We start from the raw sequence: 16,508 nt of genomic DNA, 5'->3' as shown, positions 1-16,508 counted from the left end.
GCGGAGGTCACGGCCAGTAAAGGCGAGAGTTCTCTCGCTGAGGCTCCATGTCCTTCGGCGGCTCAACGGTGTAGCCCATCTCCCGGAGCGTCTCGGCTGCGGACTCATGAGCGTCGCGAACCGCAGACTTGAGTTGCAACACCCGCCACTTCCTGAGGTGCCGATCGAGGACAGCCTCCCATCCGTCCGCAACGTCTATGGCGAACTCGCGGACCAGGAGCAATAGCACGTCTTCAAGTGCCGGCCGCAACCGGTGGCCACCTACTGGCAGGTGCATCTCGGATAGGCGGGGTAGCTTCCCTCTCCGCATCATCGCTGCCGGCCGTCCCTTTTTCTTCTCGGCAAGGCGGAGAAGATAGGCCATCTCGTCCCTATGAGCGTGCACCTGCAGGTGGGCGCCAGGAGGATTCTCGGAGTGGCGCAGGTACTCATAGCGAAGTAGTGGATCTTGTACGCCTTCGAAGAAGACGTGTACGTCGGCCCGATCGGCCGCAAGGTACATGTTCGGTCCATCCCAGCAACAGAAGTGCTGAACATGGAGGCTGAGGCACCTTTCGCCGTCGATCTTGACGGGGATGCGCAAACTGCGACCGTCGGCAGCTAGCGGCGCAACCCTGATGCGGTTGCCGACGTTAAGGGCAGAAAAACGCGGGGAGTCCTGGCCAAGGACTCCCCGCGTAAGGTCCGTCAGCGTGTCGGCGAACTCAGCCGCCTTTTCGTCCAGCGTAGCTTCCTCAGCACTCACCGTTGAGAAGGTAGTCGATGCCCTCGATGGTGTGCCAGACGTCGAGTTCGTCGCTGCTCAGACTGTAGTTCTCAGCGCGGTCGCGGAGCTCCTCGAAGGTCATGTGTACCTCTGCGAGCAGGCTTTCCCGTTGAGCTACGAGTTCCGCGGCCGTCGTGCGGATCATGGTCGTCATTGGGGTGCTCCCTCGTGGTGGGCAGAGGCAAAGTGAAGCAGGCACCTCTGACAATCGACGCTAAGGGCTGTCTACCGCTACGCCAAGTGGGCGTTGGTGATGCGATGGGTCTTTCGTGGTGATCTGGGAAGTGCAGGAAGCGCGAGGTGGTGAAAGAGCGGTTCCCCGCCCGGATGAGCCCCCGGAGGATGATCAACGCAGCCGGAGGTGTGTCGGAGGTGTGTCGCGAACAGTGAGAGACAACGAGAAAGAGCGGGAGTCAGTGAGACTGACTCCCGCTCTCTCATGTAGGCATCCGCCCTGGTCAGCTAGTAAATTTACTACCTGAGTGGGCGAGTGCCCCCGGCAGGATTCGAACCTGCGCACACGGCTCCGGAGGCCGTTGCTCTATCCCCTGAGCTACGGGGGCGTGTCGGGCGCGGTGTTCGCGGCGACGGGTAGAACCCTACCAGCTCTTTCGTGGGGGACTGGCATGGGTTTATGCGGGGGCGGGGCGGTGTTCGGGGGAGGGGGAGCGGAGGCGTCCGCGGGGGGCGTCCTTGGGGTGGTTGGGACCCCCGCACGGGGGTGGAAGTGGGGAAAACCCGGACGGCGCGGTGGGCGCGGACCTACTCTCGAGTTGTGCCAGGTGCGTCCGGCCGGGTGCTTGTTGTGGACGACAACAAGGTCATCCGGCAGCTGATCAGGGTCAACCTCGAGCTGGAGGGCATCGAGGTCGTGACCGCGGCCGACGGTGCCGAATGCCTGGACGTCGTGCATCACGTGCGGCCCGATGTGGTGACCCTGGATGTGGTCATGCCTCGGCTCGACGGGTTGCGTACCGCCGCCCGGCTGCGTGCCGACCCACGGACCCGCAATCTTCCCCTCGCCATCGTCAGTGCCTGTACGCAGTACGAGGTCGACAGTGGACTCGACGTCGGCGTTGACGCCTTTCTTGCCAAGCCCTTTGAACCTTCCGAACTCGTGAGGCTCGTAAGGGAGTTGATGGAGCGGCGGGGGAGTGGGGGCGGTGCCTTTGGCGGGGATGCGTTCGGTCCGGAGGAGCTTGGCGCCGAGGAGGTCGGGGCCGAGGAGGCCCAGCGCGCCGGTCATTGAGCGGGTGCCGCGCCGCTGAGTGGTGACGAGGAGTCGGTGGTGGTCGGCCCTCGGTCAGCTGCCCGGTCCGTGTCGGTGATCGGGGTGATCGGCGCTGCTGAGAGTGATGGGAATGCCGTCGCCCGGGATGCGGCCGTCGTGCGGTTCCGCTTCCGGCGGCGGTTCCGGCGGCGGCTCGCCGACATCCCCACACTCCGATCGAGTTGCCTTGCTCCGTACTCCGTCCACGTCGTTACCCCGTACTCCGACCGCGTCGCCCCCGTACTCCGTCCTCGTCGTCGAGGCGTCGGCCGTGGCGGCGGTCACGCGCCGTCCGTCAGTGAGAACACCCTCGCCCTCCCCGCCCCGTCCACATCCCGGACCCTCGCCAAACCGAGTCGCTTACCCACCCCCCTCCTCCCCTACGCTTGTCCCGTGACCCCCGTCGAGCTCTCCCGCACCGTCCTGCGCGCGGTGCGTCGTGCCGTGGACGAGGGAGAGCTGAACGTGGCCGTGCCGGTACGCGCGGTGGTGACCCCGCCGGGGCCGGGTGGGTGTGGGGACTACGCCACGAACATCGCGTTGCAGTTGGCGCGGCCCGCCGGGCGGCCGGCACGGCAGGTCGCCGAGATCCTGCGGCCCCACCTCACCCGCAGCGACGGTGTCGCCGATGTCGCGATCACCGGGCCGGGATTCCTCAACATTCGTCTGGGGGGTGGAGCGGGCGCCTCTCTCGTACGGGAGATCCGGCTCCGGCGTGACGCCTATGGGCACGGCGACGTCCTCGCCGGGCAGACCGTCCCGCTCCGGATCCCGTACGACATCCGGGCCGAGGTCGTCGCCGACGCGCTCGTACGGATCGTGGCCACCCAGGGCGGCCGGGCAGAGGTTCACCACATCCATCCCTCGCACGCCGAGCCCGCAGGTACTGAGCTCTCGCACGCCGAGCCGGCCCGCACCGACCTCTCGCACGCCGACCCCGCAGGTGCTGAGCCCTCGCACGCCGACCCCTCACGCACCAAGGCGCCGCACGCCCACCCCACGCGCCCCCGGTGCACAACCCTCCGCCCCACCCCCGCCCCCGAAGACCCCACCCCCCTCGGCCCCGACGCCGCACGCTGGGCTCTGCTGCTTCCCGCGTCCCACGACCGGCCGCGGGTCAGTGCCGATCATCTGCTTCAGCGGGAGAGCAACCCGCTCTTCCGGGTGCGGTACGCCCACGCCCGCACCAGGGCCCTCACCCGTAACGCCGCCGCGCTCGGCTGCACCGGCGATCCCGGTGACGTACCCGATGGCGTACCCGGCGGCGACGAGCTCGTCGGGGCCCTCGCCGGGTATCCGGCCGTGCTGACGCAGGCGGCCCTGCACCGCGCGCCCGACCGGCTCGCCCGGCACCTCGTCACCACCGCCGACGCCCTCCTCGCCTTCCAGCACACCGTGCTGCCGCTCGGCGACGAGAAACCCTCGGCCGCCCACCGCGCCCGGCTCGCGCTCGCCGAAGCCGCCGGGACGGTGCTGGCCGGCGGCCTGTCCCTGCTCGGTATCAGCGCCCCTGACTATCTGTGACTGTCTGTGAGAGAAAAATGAGCCGTTCCGCACACCCCGCCGGGCCCCGTCACGCCGATGTCCTCCCCGAGGGCCACTACAGCGCCCCGCCCGCCGACCTCAACGCCCTCGACCCCAAGGTCTGGGCGCACACCGTCAGCCGTACGGACGAAGGCGTCGTCAGCGTCGGTGGGATCGAAGTCACCAGGCTCGCCGAGGAGTTCGGCACCCCCGCCTACTTCATCGACGAGGCCGACTTCCGCGAGCGCGCCCGCGCCTGGCGGACCGCCTTCGGGCACGACGCCGACGTCTTCTATGCCGGGAAGGCCTTCCTCTCGCGCGCCGTAGTGCGGTGGCTGCACGAGGAGGGGCTCAACCTCGACGTGTGCTCCGGCGGTGAGCTCGCCACCGCCCTCTCCGCCGGGATGCCCGCCGACCGCATCGCCTTCCACGGCAACAACAAGTCCGAGGAAGAGATCGCCACCGCCGTCGAGGCCGGGGTCGGTCGGATCGTTCTCGACTCCTTTCAGGAGATCGTCCGCGTCGCCCACATCGCGCACTCCCTCGGCAAGCGGCAGCGGGTGCAGATCCGCGTGACCGTGGGGGTCGAGGCGCACACCCACGAGTTCATCGCCACCGCCCACGAGGACCAGAAGTTCGGGATCGCGCTGGCCGACGGGCAGGCCGCGGAGGCGGTGCGGCGGGCGCTCTCGCTCGACGGGCTCGAGCTCGTGGGGATCCACTCGCACATCGGTTCGCAGATCTTCGACATGGCCGGGTTCGAGGTCGCCGCCCGGCGGGTGGTGTCGCTGCTGGCCGCCGTTCGTGACGAGCACGGGGTCGAGCTGCCCGAGATCGACCTCGGTGGTGGTCTCGGCATCGCGTACACGAGTGACGACGATCCCCGTGAGCCGCACGAGATCGCGAAGGCGCTGGGCGAGATCGTCACACGGGAGTGCGAGGCCGCGAGGCTGCGGACGCCTCGGATCTCGGTCGAGCCGGGGCGGGCCATCGTCGGGCCCACCGCCTTCACGCTCTACGAGGTCGGCACCATCAAGCCGCTCGAAGGGCTGCGGACGTACGTCTCCGTCGACGGGGGCATGTCCGACAACATCAGGACCGCGCTGTACGACGCCGAGTACAGCGTCGCCCTCGTCTCACGCACCTCCGACGCCGAGCCCATGCTCGTCCGCGTCGTCGGCAAGCACTGTGAGAGTGGCGACATCGTGGTCAAGGACGCCTTCCTGCCCTCCGACCTGGCCCCCGGCGACCTCATCGCCGTACCCGCCACGGGTGCCTACTGCCGCTCCATGGCCAGCAACTACAACCACGCCCTGCGCCCGCCGGTCGTCGCCGTGCACGACGGCGGGGCCCGGGTGATCGTCCGCCGGGAGACGGAGGAGGACCTCCTGCGTCTCGACGTCGGGTGACCGCCCGATCGGGTCGACGTCGGGTGACCGCCCGATCGGGTCGGAATGGCCGGCTGGTCGTCCTTGGAACGACCGGCCGATCGAGGCCGGTACGACCGGCTGATCGCGGCCGGAACGACCGGCTGATCCAGGTCGGAATGGACGGTCGGCCCAGGTGGAAGATCTCCTGCCGCCGCCTGTCAGAAAAATGAAATAGATGTCTCACGATCCGGACCAGGGATAGAAACTCCCGTCCGGTGAGTGAGACTGGTCCAACCGTAGACGGTATGAGGAAACGAGGTCGGATGATGCGTACGCGTCCGCTGAAGGTGGCGCTGCTGGGCTGTGGGGTTGTCGGCTCAGAGGTGGCGCGCATCATGACGACGCACGCCGACGACCTCGCGGCCAGGATCGGGGCCCCCGTCGAGCTGGCCGGCGTGGCCGTCCGCCGGCCCTCCAGGGTGCGCGAGGGCATCGACCCCGAGCTCGTCACCGCCGATGCCACCGCCCTCGTCAAACGCGGGGACATCGACGTCGTCGTCGAGGTCATCGGCGGTATCGAGCCCGCCCGCTCCCTCATCACCACCGCCTTCGAGCACGGCGCCTCCGTGGTCTCGGCCAACAAGGCGCTCCTCGCTCAGGACGGGGCAGCCCTGCACGCGGCGGCGGAGGCGAACAACAGGGACCTCTACTACGAGGCCGCCGTCGCCGGCGCCATCCCGCTGATCCGGCCGCTGCGCGAGTCCCTCGCCGGTGACAAGATCAACCGCGTGATGGGGATCGTCAACGGGACGACGAACTTCATCCTCGACAAGATGGACTCCACCGGGGCCGGCTATCAGGAAGCCCTCGACGAGGCCACCGCGCTCGGGTACGCCGAAGCCGACCCGACCGCGGACGTCGAGGCGTTCGACGCGGCCGCCAAGGCCGCCATCCTCGCCGGAATCGCCTTCCACACGCGTGTGCGCCTCGACGACGTGTACCGCGAGGGCATGACCGAGGTCACCGCCGCCGACTTCGCCTCGGCGAAGGAGATGGGCTGCACCATCAAGCTGCTCGCCATCTGTGAGCGGGCGGCGGACGGGGGATCGGTGACGGCGCGCGTGCATCCGGCGATGATTCCGCTGAGCCACCCCCTCGCCTCCGTGCGCGGCGCGTACAACGCGGTGTTCGTCGAGTCGGATGCCGCCGGGCAGCTCATGTTCTACGGGCCGGGCGCCGGCGGCGCCCCGACCGCGTCCGCCGTGCTCGGCGACCTCGTCGCCGTCTGCCGCAACAAGCTCAGCGGCGCGACCGGCCCCGGCGACTCCGCGTACACCCAGCTGCCCGTCTCGCCCATGGGCGAGGTCGTGACGCGCTACCACATCAGTCTTGACGTGGCGGACAAACCTGGTGTTCTCGCCCAGGTGGCCACCGTTTTCGCCGAGCACGGCGTATCGATCGATACGGTGCGCCAGCAGGGGAAGGACGGCGAGGCCTCTCTCGTCGTCGTCACCCACCGAGCGTCCGACGCGTCCCTGAACGGGACCGTGGAGGCGCTGCGCAGCCTCGACACCGTGCGGGGTGTCGCCAGCATCATGCGGGTTGAAGGAGAGTAACCAGCAATGACCCACCAGTGGCGCGGAATCATCGAGGAGTACCGGGACCGGCTTCCGGTGTCCGACAGTACGCCGGTCGTGACGCTCCGTGAGGGCGGTACGCCGCTCGTGCCCGCGCAGGTGCTCTCCGAGCGCACGGGCTGCGAGGTCCACCTGAAGGTGGAGGGCGCCAACCCGACCGGGTCCTTCAAGGACCGCGGTATGACCATGGCCATCACCCGGGCCAAGGAGGAGGGCGCGAAGGCGGTCATCTGCGCCTCCACCGGCAACACGTCCGCCTCCGCGGCGGCGTACGCCGTGCGTGCGGGCATGGTGTGCGCCGTGCTCGTCCCGCAGGGCAAGATCGCCATCGGCAAGATGGGCCAGGCCCTCGTGCACGGCGCGAAGATCCTCCAGGTCGACGGCAACTTCGACGACTGCCTGACGCTCGCGCGCTCGCTGTCCGACAACTACCCGGTGGCGCTGGTCAATTCGGTCAACCCGGTGCGCATCGAGGGCCAGAAGACCGCCGCCTTCGAGATCGTGGACATGCTGGGCGACGCGCCCGACATCCACGTCCTGCCGGTGGGCAACGCGGGCAACATCACCGCGTACTGGAAGGGCTACACGGAGTACGCCGCCGACGGCATCGCCGGGCACACCCCGCGCATGTGGGGATTCCAGGCCTCCGGTTCCGCGCCCATCGTGCGCGGCGAGGTCGTCAAGGACCCGTCGACGATCGCCACCGCGATCCGCATCGGCAACCCGGCCTCGTGGAAGTTCGCGCTGGCCGCGCGGGACGAGTCCGGCGGTTTCATCGACGAGGTGACGGACCGTGAGATTCTGCGCGCCTACCGGCTGTTGGCCGCGCAGGAGGGCGTCTTCGTCGAGCCCGCCTCCGCCGCGTCGGTCGCCGGTCTGCTGAAGGCGGCCGAGCAGGGCAAGGTCGACCCCGGCCAGCGGATCGTCTGCACGGTCACTGGAAACGGGCTCAAGGATCCGGACTGGGCCGTTGCGGGCGCCCCGCAGCCGGTTACCGTTCCTGTGGACGCGGCCACGGCGGCGGAGCGGCTCGGACTGGCGTAGGACAAAAGGGCTCGGACCGGCGAACGGCGGGGTGTGCGGGAGTGGCGTAAAGCCGCCTGGCGTACATCCGCCAGAAGCCGTCGGGGCCTGTCAGGGGCCATCCGTGGCAGGCGGAATTCGCCAGAAGTTGGCGAAATCCGGTCGCCGCCAAGGTCATCCCTACCGCAACCCGACAGGGGGTGCACGGGGGGCTTACGACACGCATCGTGCGCCTCCTGTGCGCCCTATGTCGCCACAGAACCTTCCTTCGATAGGCTGTACCGAACCCGCCCGCCGCATATGCCGCGGTGCCGCGCCGTCAGTGCAGTCAGGGCAGTCACTGCGGTCTCCGGGTCTTCCGTACGTATCGCAGTCCCTCTCGCAGTTCATCCGAGTTCATCCGAAGCACGCAGTTCCTCTCGAAGCACATCGAAAATCTCGTACATCACGCAGCTCAAGGAGAGTCATCGAGCGATGGCCGGTCCAGCGTTCCGCGCCGCCGCCGTCCGGGTGCGCGTCCCCGCCACCAGCGCCAACCTCGGGCCGGGCTTCGACGCCTTCGGCCTGTCACTGGGGCTGTACGACGACGTGGTCGTCCGGGTGGCCGACTCCGGGCTGCACATCGACATCGCAGGTGAGGGCAGCGAGACGCTGCCCCGCGACGAGAATCACCTCCTCGTACGCTCCCTGCGCACCGCCTTCGACCTGCTGGGCGGACAACCGCGCGGCCTCGAGATCGTCTGTGCCAATCGCATTCCGCACGGGCGGGGCCTCGGCTCTTCCTCGGCCGCCATCTGCGCCGGAATCGTCGCCGCGCGCGCCGTGACCATAGGCGGCGACAGCAAACTCGACGACACCGCGCTTCTTGAGCTCGCCACCGAGATCGAGGGCCATCCCGACAATGTCGCGGCCTGCCTGCTCGGCGGTTTCACGCTCTCCTGGATGGAGGCCGGAGCCGCGCGGGCGATCAGGATGGACCCTGCCGATTCCATCGTTCCGGTGGTTTTCGTTCCCGGAAAGCCGGTCCTCACCGAGACCGCGCGCGGTCTGCTGCCGCGCACCGTTCCGCACGTCGACGCCGCCGCCAACGCGGGCCGGGCCGCACTGCTCGTCGAGGCCCTCAGCCGGCGCCCCGAGCTGCTGCTGCCCGCCACCGAGGACCGTCTGCACCAGGAGTACCGCGCCCCGGCCATGCCGGAGAGCGCGGCGCTGGTGGAGCGGCTGCGGGCCGACGGCATTCCCGCGGTGATCTCCGGCGCGGGCCCCACCGTCCTCGCGCTGGCCGACAAGGAATCCGCCGACAAGGTCGCTCATCTCGCAGGTCAGGGATGGGCCGCCAATCGGCTGGACCTCGACGAGGCGGGGGCGTGCGTCCTGCCGCTCGCTCCGGCGGGCGTCCATTAAAAGCGCGCGGTTGCCGGATTTGGAGAGGGGGAATGTTTGTTGGATCCGGTAGTGTTAACCTCAAGTCTGCACCCGACCCCACCATGGCGAGGTGCTTCGTGTCCCCGTCCGGGACAACCTTTCTTCCGGGAGCCTCCCAAACTGCTTTGTGCCATGCATTGGGTGCTATGCGCTGAGCAGTGCTGAGCACGCTCCGGAACCGGCGTGACCGTGCCGATGACACCGCAATTCAGTGCCACGGATCCGGAATCGTCATCACCAGATATGTCTTCCGCCTCTTTGGCGGACCACCGCCCCGGCACGGTCCACACAGCAAGGACCAATGCCGGACAGCACAACCGGTCGCCGAGCCAGACAGGCCGACGTCCGCTCCAGGGAAGGACCCTTCGTGAGCGACACCACCGATCTGATGGGCGCACGTGTCGAGGAGACCGCTGCCGCGCCCGCCACGGACGCCTCTGCCGCGCCTGCCTCCGGTGCCGGCTCCCGGCGGCGCCGCGGTACCGGCCTCGAGGGCATGGTGCTGGCCGAGCTGCAGCAGGTCGCGTCCGGCCTCGGTATCAGGGGCACCGCGCGGATGCGCAAGAGCCAGCTGATCGAGGTCATCAAGGAGGCGCAGGCGGGCGGGGGTGCCCCGGCCAAGGCCGAGGCCGCCACCGAGACCAAGCCGAAGCGCCGGGCCACCTCTAAGGCCCGTACCGGCGACGACGCCGCTCCGGCCGCCGAGAAGAAGGCCGCCGAGAAGCCCGCAGCCGAGAAGGCCGTGGCCCAGCAGCAGATCGAGATCCCCGGCCAGCCGGCCAGCGACGACGCCCCCGCGGGCGAGCGTCGCCGTCGCCGTGCCGTGGCCGAGGCCGGCAGCCCCGAGACGGTCACCGCCGAGGCGAAGAGCGAGCCGAAGGCCGCCGCCGTCGAGGCCCCCGCCGAGACCAGGAGCGACGCCGGTGACGGCGTCGACGGTCGGCAGGGCCGTCGGGACCGCCGTGACCGCGGCGAGCGTGGCGAGCGTGGCGACCGCGAGCGTGGCGGCCGTGACCGTGACCGCCGCGGTGGCAAGGGCGACGAGCAGCAGCAGGGCCAGGGCCAGGGCGGCGCCGGCCAGCAGCGCCAGGACCGCCAGGACCGCCAGGACCGTCAGCAGCAGGGCGGCGGCCGTCAGGACCGCCAGGACCGCCAGCAGCGTGACAACGGCCCGCAGGACGACGACGACTTCGAGGGCGGGCGCCGCGGCCGTCGCGGGCGCTACCGCGACCGTCGGGGCCGTCGTGGCCGCGACGAGTTCGCCACCAACGAGCCGCAGCTCGCCGACGACGACGTCCTGATCCCGGTCGCGGGCATCCTGGACATCCTCGACAACTACGCGTTCATCCGTACGTCCGGCTACCTGCCGGGCCCGAACGACGTGTACGTCTCCCTCGCCCAGGTCCGCAAGAACGGCCTGCGCAAGGGTGACCACGTCACGGGTGCGGTCCGTCAGCCCAAGGACGGCGAGCGCCGCGAGAAGTTCAACGCGCTCGTGCGCCTGGACTCGACCAACGGCATGGCCCCCGACTCCGGGCGCGGGCGACCGGAGTTCAACAAGCTGACGCCCCTTTACCCGCAGGACCGCCTCCGTCTGGAGACGGACCCGGGCGTGCTGACGACCCGCATCATCGACCTCGTCGCGCCGATCGGCAAGGGCCAGCGTGGTCTGATCGTGGCCCCGCCGAAGACCGGCAAGACCATGATCATGCAGGCGATCGCCAACGCGATCACGCACAACAACCCCGAGTGCCACCTGATGGTCGTCCTGGTCGACGAGCGTCCGGAAGAGGTCACCGACATGCAGCGGTCGGTGAAGGGCGAGGTCATCTCCTCGACCTTCGACCGCCCGGCCGAGGACCACACCACGGTCGCCGAGCTCGCCATCGAGCGTGCCAAGCGTCTCGTGGAGCTGGGCCACGACGTCGTCGTCCTGCTCGACTCGATCACGCGTCTGGGCCGTGCGTACAACCTCGCCGCCCCGGCCTCCGGCCGCATCCTGTCCGGTGGTGTCGACTCGACGGCCCTCTACCCGCCGAAGCGCTTCTTCGGTGCCGCGCGCAACATCGAGGACGGCGGCTCGCTGACCATCCTCGCGACCGCGCTCGTCGACACCGGGTCCCGCATGGACGAGGTGATCTTCGAGGAGTTCAAGGGCACCGGCAACGCGGAGCTCAAGCTCGACCGGAAGCTCGCCGACAAGCGCATCTTCCCGGCGGTGGACGTCGACGCGTCCGGTACCCGTAAGGAAGAGATCCTGCTCGGCAGCGACGAGCTCGCCATCACCTGGAAGCTGCGCCGCGTGCTGCACGCGCTCGACCAGCAGCAGGCGATCGAGCTGCTGCTCGACAAGATGAAGCAGACGAAGTCGAACGCCGAGTTCCTGCTGCAGATTCAGAAGACGACGCCGATGCCGGGCAACGACTGACGGCATCCGCACAGCTGAGGGCCGCTCCCCGTGATGGGGGCGGCCCTTTGTGCTGCCTGGGACACATGTACGATCGCGCTCTCTTTCAACATGTGAGTCTCAGGGGGGACTTGAGTGGATACGTCCATGTCCGGGCGCGGTCGTCACAGACGCCGGATACGCATTGCGGTGCCCGTCGTGGCGGCGGCCCTGGCGGCGGCCGTCGGGGGTGCGCTCCTGATGTCGTCGGCGAACGCCGCCACCGCGCAGCCGGCTCCGGTCGCCAAGACGACCGGCACCTCGCCCAGCCTGGCCACGCTGCAGAAGCGGATCGCCGGGGCCATGGCGAGTGACGGCACGGCCGGACAGCCGACGACGGCCTCCCCGAGCACGAGCGCCGGCGCGAGCACGGGTACAGGTACGGGTACGGGTACGGGCAGGACCGCGACCACCGGTACGAGCACGGGCACGAGCGCGAACACGAGCGGCGCCTCCGTCGACCCGAAGATCATCGGCGGCACCACGACCACCATCACCACCGCCCCGTGGATGGCCCAGCTCTGGTACCTCGACGACAAGGGCACCAGCGCCACCAGTGACGACTTCGGCTTCTTCTGCGGCGGCTCCGTCGTCTCGCCGACGAAGATCCTGACCGCCTCGCACTGCGTCAAGGACGAGCACGGCAAGAGCTACGACTGGGCAGCCCACGGCGCCGTCGTGACCGGTACCTCCCAGCTTCCCTCGGCAGGCGGCGCCGATCTGCACGGCGGCACCGCCACCGCCGTCCTGCGGCAGTGGAACCACCCCTCGTACAGCGCGTCGACCATCGACAACGACATAGCGGTTCTCACGCTGGACGGGCCCGTCAAGGCCAAGCCGATCCGGATGACGACGTCGGGCGACACCGCCTCGTACGCCTCCGGCACCAAGGCGACGCTCTACGGCTGGGGCCGCACCACCTCCACCACCCAGGACATCTCCGAGACCCTGAAGACGGCCACGCTGCCCATCAAGTCCGACGCCACGTGCGGCGGGTACTACGGCGGCGAGTTCATCAAGGGCCACATGGTCTGCGCGGGCAACCCCGCGACCGGCAGCGACGCCGGCACCACCTCCGCCTGCAACGGCGACTCCGGCGGCCCGCTGATCGTGGGCGGCCGCATCGTGGGCGTCGTCTCCTGGGGCGTGAGGGACTGCGTCGCGAAGGGCGCGTACAGCGTCTTCACCAAGGTCAGCGCGTACGTCGGTGCCGCCTATCCGCGCATCGACGACACGAACCTGAGCGGTGACCACAAAGCCGACCTGTTCGTCCGCAACTCCTCCACCAAGACGCTGTACGAGAAGGACTCCAAGGGCACCTCGTTCGGCGCCCGGCAGTCGTGGGGCGGCTGGAGCGCGTCGAACGTCGTCCTGCAGGCCGACCTCGACCGGGACGGCTACCAGGACGTCGTCGAGCGCCACACGTCCAACGGCGACATCCACTGGTGGCACTACCTGCCGTCCACGGGCAAGTGGGCCGACACCAAGCTCTTCAGCAACTGGAAGACCCGCACCCGCGTCGTCGCCCCGGGCGACGTCACCGGTGACGCCCTGCCCGACCTGCTCTCGGTCGACTCCGGCGGCGTCCTGTGGATCTACCCGGGCAAGGGCAACGGCACCTTCTCGGCCCGCGTCAAGGTGAGCTCCGGCTGGAACCAGTACAACTCCCTGCGTGCCCACGGCGACTTCACTGGCGACGGCAAGGCCGACCTGATCGCGCGCAGCAAGACCGGCTCGTACGTCTATCTCTTCAAGGGCACCGGCAAGGCGGGCTCCGGCGCGTTCTCCAGCCGGATCAAGGTACGCACCTGGGCCGGCTACAACGCCTTCGACGCGGTGGGCGACGTGACCGGCGACGGCAAGGCCGACTTCCTGGCCCGTACGCCCGCCGGCACGCTCTACCTGTACCCAGGTACCGGCAAGGCGACCAGCGAGATCTTCGCCACAGCCATCAAGATCGGCACTGATTTCAAGCAGTACGACATCTTCGGCTGAAGTCGCAGGTGAGCGGGGTTTCCCCGAACTCGCCCGTCACGCACTGTGCCCATCGCGCCACGCGGTGGGCACAGTGCGTTGTGCAACCCTTTCCCGAGTTTCCCCGTCTGACCGTACGGAGTGACCATGAGGCAGTACATGGCGCACCGGACCGGGCTTGGCCCTGAAAGCAGGGGGTAACCGACCGCAACGAGGACAAGAGGAGCACATGCCTGCCGAGAGCATGCCGGAACCCGGTACACCGGGCGAGCCCGGAACGAGCGCCCCGCGTCGCCGCGCGGGGGGCAGCCGCCGCAAGCCGCGCAGCACGCGCAGCACGCGCAGCAAGGCCCTGCTCATCACGGCCTGGACCGCGGCGGGCATCGTGGTGCTGGGGGGCACCGGCGCCGGGTACCTGTACTTCAAGCTCAACGGCAACATCAAGACCGTCGACATCAACCAGGCCCTCGGTACCAACCGGCCGTTGAAGGCCGACAACGGCTCCGAGAACATCCTCGTCCTGGGCTCCGACACCCGCTCCGGCAGCAACAAGGAACTCGGCGGCGGCACCGACGACGGCAGCGCCCGCTCGGACACGGCGATGATCGTGCACATATACGAGGGCCACAAGAAGGCCAGCGTGGTCTCCATACCCCGCGACACCCTCGTCCCGCGCCCCTCCTGCACCGATGCCAAGGGCGTCACCCACGCCGCCGCGACCGGCGTGATGTTCAACTCCGCGTACTCCACCGGCGGGGCCGCCTGCGCGGTGAAGACCGTCGAGTCCATGTCCGGTATCCGCATGGACCACTACATCGAGGTCGACTTCAGCGGCTTCCAGAAGCTCATCGACGACCTCGGCGGTGTCCGGGTGACCACCACCAAGAACATCAAGGACCCCGACAGTCATCTGAACCTGACCGCCGGCACGCACACCCTCGACGGACAGCAGGCGCTCGGCCTCGTCCGCACCCGGCACGGCGTCGGCGACGGCTCCGACCTCGGCCGCATCCAGCTCCAGCAGGCGTTCATCAAGGCCCTGGTCAACCAGGTCAAGCACATCGGCGTGCTGTCCAGCCCCACGAAGCTGTACGACCTCGCCGACACCGCGACCAAGACCGTCACCACCGACTCCGACCTCGGCACGGTCAAGAACCTCGCGTCCTTCGCCAACGGCCTCAAGGGCATCAGTTCGTCGAACATGAACATGGTGACGATGCCGGTCCAGTACGACAGCGCGGACGCCAACCGCGTCCTCGTCGACAAGGCCAAGGCGCGGCTGGTGTGGACCGCCCTGAAGAACGACCGGACGATCCCGAAGGCGGCCACGAAGGGCACTGCCACGGGCGCCGCCAAGGGCGTCGTCAGCTCGGGCTGAGCCGGTACGCAGGCCACGCCGAGGCCCGTACGGGGACCCTATGAGGCCCGTACGGGCCTCCGTACGCAGGCTCGGGAATAGATCATCCATGCCCCCGGTTTTGGGGGATGGCGCCAGTCCTGGCAGACTGGTACGTCGGCTCCGGTTCACGCACCCGCATCCCGCGGCGGCGACCCGGCGCCCTCCCGAAACTAGGAGACACCTTGAAGCGCGACATCCACCCCGAGTACGTCGAGACGCAGGTCAGCTGCACCTGTGGCGCGTCGTTCACCACCCGTAGCACGATCTCCAGCGGCTCCATCCGCGCCGAGGTCTGCTCCGAGTGCCACCCGTTCTACACGGGCAAGCAGAAGATCCTCGACACCGGTGGCCGCGTGGCCCGCTTCGAGGCCCGCTTCGGCAAGGCTGCCGCTGCGAACAAGTAGCGAGCCCACAGCGCCGGTCTTCGGCGTCCCCGGCACGGGGGCGCCGGGACCGGCGCTTTGCGGTGCAGCCCCCATTCGTCTTACCTACGTCCTCAAGCCCATGATGGAGCTGGGGACAGTCCATTGGAGCCGGAGATGTTCGAGGCGGTCGAGGAACTCATCGGCGAGCACGCCGATCTGGAGAAGAAGCTCGCTGACCCGTCGGTCCACGCCGACCAGGCCAACGCGCGCAAGCTGAACAAGCGCTACGCCGAGCTGACCCCGATCGTCGCGACGTACCGCTCCTGGAAGCAGACCGGGGACGACATCGGCACGGCGAAGGAGCTCGCCGCCGACGACCCCGACTTCGCGGCCGAGGTCAAGGAGCTGGAGAAGCAGCGCGAGGAGCTCACCGAGAAGCTCCGCCTGCTGCTGGTCCCGCGCGACCCCAGCGACGACAAGGACGTCATCCTCGAGATCAAGGCGGGCGCGGGCGGCGACGAGTCGGCCCTGTTCGCCGGCGACCTGCTGCGCATGTACCTGCGCTACGCCGAGCGCGTCGGCTGGAAGACCGAGATCATCGACTCCACCGAGTCCGAGCTGGGCGGCTACAAGGACGTCCAGGTCGCCGTGAAGACCAAGGGCGGCCAGGGTGCCACCGAGCCCGGTCAGGGTGTCTGGGCGCGTCTGAAGTACGAGGGCGGGGTGCACCGCGTGCAGCGGGTGCCCTCGACCGAGTCGCAGGGCCGTATCCACACCTCCGCGGCCGGTGTGCTGGTCACGCCCGAGGCCGAGGAGGTCGACGTCGAGATCCACGCGAACGACCTGCGCATCGACGTCTACCGCTCGTCGGGCCCCGGCGGCCAGTCCGTCAACACGACCGACTCCGCGGTGCGCATCACGCACATTCCGACCGGAGTCGTCGCTTCCTGCCAGAACGAGAAGAGCCAGCTGCAGAACAAGGAGCAGGCGATGCGTATCCTGCGCTCCAGGCTCCTCGCCGCGGCGCAGGAGGAAGCGGAGCGTGAGGCCGCTGACGCCCGCCGCAGCCAGGTCCGCACCGTCGACCGCTCCGAGAAGATCCGCACGTACAACTTCCCGGAGAACCGCATCTCGGACCACCGCGTCGGATTCAAGGCGTACAACTTGGACCAGGTGCTCGACGGGGACCTCGACGCGATGATCCAGGCGTGCGTCGACGCCGACTCGGCCGCGAAGCTCGCGGCCGCGTGAGGCGGAACGGCGGACGGCCGAACGGCGGAACGGCCGTACGGCCGAACGCAGCTTTGTG

The 16,508-nt window shown here is 69.1% G+C and carries 13 protein-coding genes and 1 tRNA gene; 11 read left to right on the top strand and 3 right to left on the bottom strand.

The window, feature by feature from the left end:
• Positions 1 to 7: 7 nt before the first annotated feature.
• The 3 genes from ACIQTP_RS41055 to ACIQTP_RS41045 form a co-directional block, all read right to left on the bottom strand.
• Complete coding sequence (locus tag ACIQTP_RS41055; RefSeq protein WP_403409723.1) at positions 8 to 745, bottom strand: hypothetical protein; 738 nt, start codon at positions 743 to 745, stop codon at positions 8 to 10.
• On the bottom strand, positions 735 to 920 hold the full coding sequence (locus ACIQTP_RS41050; protein ID WP_403409720.1) for a hypothetical protein: 186 nt from the start codon (positions 918 to 920) through the stop codon (positions 735 to 737). The genes ACIQTP_RS41055 and ACIQTP_RS41050 overlap by 11 nt, the downstream gene beginning before the upstream one ends.
• Before the next feature lie 337 nt (positions 921 to 1,257).
• Positions 1,258 to 1,329 (bottom strand) — tRNA-Arg (locus tag ACIQTP_RS41045).
• Positions 1,330 to 1,487: 158 nt separating this feature from the next.
• Between ACIQTP_RS41045 and ACIQTP_RS41040 the strand changes: the two genes are divergently transcribed.
• The 11 genes from ACIQTP_RS41040 (at position 1,488) to prfA (ending at position 16,450) form a co-directional block, all read left to right on the top strand.
• On the top strand, positions 1,488 to 2,015 hold the full coding sequence (locus tag ACIQTP_RS41040; RefSeq protein ID WP_403409717.1) for a response regulator: 528 nt from the start codon (positions 1,488 to 1,490) through the stop codon (positions 2,013 to 2,015).
• Between the two features lie 414 nt (positions 2,016 to 2,429).
• Positions 2,430 to 3,560 carry an ArgS-related anticodon-binding protein NrtL gene (gene nrtL, locus ACIQTP_RS41035; protein WP_403409714.1) on the top strand — a complete coding sequence of 377 codons (1,131 nt, stop codon included), beginning with the start codon at positions 2,430 to 2,432 and terminating at the stop codon, positions 3,558 to 3,560.
• Between the two features lie 17 nt (positions 3,561 to 3,577).
• A complete protein-coding gene (lysA, locus tag ACIQTP_RS41030) occupies positions 3,578 to 4,969 on the top strand; it encodes a diaminopimelate decarboxylase (protein ID WP_403409712.1) in 1,392 nt (463 codons plus the stop codon).
• Positions 4,970 to 5,256: 287 nt separating this feature from the next.
• Complete coding sequence (locus tag ACIQTP_RS41025) at positions 5,257 to 6,546, top strand: homoserine dehydrogenase (RefSeq protein ID WP_403409826.1); 1,290 nt, start codon at positions 5,257 to 5,259, stop codon at positions 6,544 to 6,546.
• Positions 6,547 to 6,552: 6 nt separating this feature from the next.
• Positions 6,553 to 7,611 carry a threonine synthase gene (thrC, locus tag ACIQTP_RS41020; RefSeq protein ID WP_403409709.1) on the top strand — a complete coding sequence of 353 codons (1,059 nt, stop codon included), beginning with the start codon at positions 6,553 to 6,555 and terminating at the stop codon, positions 7,609 to 7,611.
• Between the two features lie 453 nt (positions 7,612 to 8,064).
• Positions 8,065 to 8,994, top strand: a complete 930-nt coding sequence (thrB, locus tag ACIQTP_RS41015; protein WP_067368997.1) for a homoserine kinase — start codon at positions 8,065 to 8,067, stop codon at positions 8,992 to 8,994.
• 388 nt (positions 8,995 to 9,382) lie between these two features.
• Positions 9,383 to 11,443 (top strand): transcription termination factor Rho, encoded by a 2,061-nt coding sequence (gene rho / locus ACIQTP_RS41010; RefSeq protein ID WP_403409706.1) that lies wholly within the window; start codon positions 9,383 to 9,385, stop codon positions 11,441 to 11,443.
• A gap of 126 nt (positions 11,444 to 11,569) precedes the next feature.
• Positions 11,570 to 13,456, top strand: a complete 1,887-nt coding sequence (locus tag ACIQTP_RS41005) for a trypsin-like serine protease (RefSeq protein ID WP_403409703.1) — start codon at positions 11,570 to 11,572, stop codon at positions 13,454 to 13,456.
• 208 nt (positions 13,457 to 13,664) lie between these two features.
• Entirely contained in the window at positions 13,665 to 14,813 is a 1,149-nt protein-coding gene (locus ACIQTP_RS41000; RefSeq protein WP_403409701.1) for an LCP family protein, read from the top strand.
• 203 nt (positions 14,814 to 15,016) lie between these two features.
• Positions 15,017 to 15,238 carry a 50S ribosomal protein L31 gene (gene rpmE, locus ACIQTP_RS40995; protein ID WP_402035805.1) on the top strand — a complete coding sequence of 74 codons (222 nt, stop codon included), beginning with the start codon at positions 15,017 to 15,019 and terminating at the stop codon, positions 15,236 to 15,238.
• A 135-nt stretch (positions 15,239 to 15,373) separates the two neighbouring features.
• Positions 15,374 to 16,450, top strand: coding sequence for a peptide chain release factor 1 (gene prfA / locus ACIQTP_RS40990; protein WP_266628644.1), 1,077 nt, complete (start codon positions 15,374 to 15,376; stop codon positions 16,448 to 16,450).
• Positions 16,451 to 16,508 lie beyond the last annotated feature (58 nt).

The organism is Streptomyces sp. NPDC090798 (genome assembly GCF_044768965.1).
In the GTDB taxonomy this organism is placed as follows: domain Bacteria; phylum Actinomycetota; class Actinomycetes; order Streptomycetales; family Streptomycetaceae; genus Streptomyces.
Note: the sequence above shows the minus strand (reverse complement) of the source record. Positions and strands in the feature narration are given on the sequence as shown.

Bases quoted from the DNA above. Each gene is read 5' to 3' on its own strand.
- ACIQTP_RS41050 (WP_403409720.1), bottom strand. From the start codon at position 920: ATGACGACCATGATCCGCACGACGGCCGCGGAACTCGTAGCTCAACGG.
- lysA (WP_403409712.1), top strand. From the start codon at position 3,578: ATGAGCCGTTCCGCACACCCCGCCGGGCCCCGTCACGCCGATGTCCTC.
- ACIQTP_RS41025 (WP_403409826.1), top strand. From the start codon at position 5,257: ATGCGTACGCGTCCGCTGAAGGTGGCGCTGCTGGGCTGTGGGGTTGTC.
- thrC (WP_403409709.1), top strand. From the start codon at position 6,553: ATGACCCACCAGTGGCGCGGAATCATCGAGGAGTACCGGGACCGGCTT.
- thrB (WP_067368997.1), top strand. From the start codon at position 8,065: ATGGCCGGTCCAGCGTTCCGCGCCGCCGCCGTCCGGGTGCGCGTCCCC.
- ACIQTP_RS41005 (WP_403409703.1), top strand. From the start codon at position 11,570: ATGTCCGGGCGCGGTCGTCACAGACGCCGGATACGCATTGCGGTGCCC.
- ACIQTP_RS41000 (WP_403409701.1), top strand. From the start codon at position 13,665: ATGCCTGCCGAGAGCATGCCGGAACCCGGTACACCGGGCGAGCCCGGA.
- prfA (WP_266628644.1), top strand. From the start codon at position 15,374: ATGTTCGAGGCGGTCGAGGAACTCATCGGCGAGCACGCCGATCTGGAG.